This is a genomic window from Bacillus sp. LNXM65 (genome assembly GCF_002998575.1).
GTDB lineage: Bacteria > Bacillota > Bacilli > Bacillales > Bacillaceae > Bacillus.
Window position 1 is genome coordinate 1 of record NZ_PVRB01000019.1, and the last position, 1,024, is coordinate 1,024.

A 1,024-nucleotide genomic window follows, 5' to 3' on the forward strand; every position below is an offset into this window, starting at 1 on the left:
GGCTCTCTTTAAAAGCGACTTGTCTATCTTACCATATGAAAGTGGTGCCGGCAAGAGGACTTGAACCCCCAACCTACTGATTACAAGTCAGTTGCTCTACCAGTTGAGCTACACCGGCTTTATCTATTCTAACATTATGTAAGAATAAATATGGTGGAGGATGACGGGCTCGAACCGCCGACCCTCTGCTTGTAAGGCAGATGCTCTCCCAGCTGAGCTAATCCTCCACTATGTAGGAATCTCTCGATCCGACAAAGATTATTATATACAGGTTTTCATCATTTGTAAAGGCTATATTAAAAAAATTTTATTTCAATTTTCATTGGTATTTCTTTTAGCAAATGATCGTCATTTTCTCCATTCAAACTACTGGCATTCAACGTTTATCAACTGAAGTTCTCCTCTCTATATTCTCTTTAAAAACGGTCAATTCCTTCAGAAATATCAGCAGCCTATTATTTTTATGCTTTCATGGTATAGGTATTCCTTGGAATCAAACTTTAGGTGCAGTTTTTATAGATATTAGAATAGAGTTAACTATAAAGATTGATACAGTCCCCTTCTATAATCTAATACTCTATCTCTCTACTAGTTTTTTCATAACAAGGATTTATAATATGATGAACGTTCTATCTTTTTGATTTAAAATGTCTCACATACTTATAAATGAGTTGGAGCGCCGCACGTTCATCAAACAAGTGCAATCAAAAAAATATCCTCTCAAGCAACACAAAAAGACCAGTTCCGTATGGAACTGATCCTTAGAAAAGCTTGGCGGCGTCCTACTCTCACAGGGGGAGACCCCCAACTACCATCGGCGCTGAAGAGCTTAACTTCCGTGTTCGGTATGGGAACGGGTGTGACCTCTTCGCTATCGCCACCAAACCTGATGGAGAGAATGTTCTCTCAAAACTAGATAACAATGTTCATGCTTCACATTAGAATATAGGTTAAGTCCTCGATCTATTAGTATCTGTCAGCTCCACGTGTCACCACGCTTCCACCTCAGACCTATCAACCTGAT

At 39.3% G+C, this 1,024-nt stretch carries 2 tRNA genes and 1 rRNA gene; all 3 read right to left on the reverse strand.

The window, feature by feature from the left end:
- Positions 1–42 precede the first annotated feature (42 nt).
- The 3 genes from C6Y03_RS19010 to rrf all read right to left on the reverse strand — a co-directional run bounded on the left by C6Y03_RS19010 (position 43) and on the right by rrf (position 885).
- Positions 43–118: transfer RNA gene (locus C6Y03_RS19010), tRNA-Thr, on the reverse strand.
- Positions 119–151: 33 nt separating this feature from the next.
- Positions 152–227 (reverse strand) — tRNA-Val (locus C6Y03_RS19015).
- A 542-nt stretch (positions 228–769) separates the two neighbouring features.
- Positions 770–885, reverse strand: a 5S ribosomal RNA gene (gene rrf, locus C6Y03_RS19020).
- Positions 886–1,024: the final 139 nt, after the last annotated feature.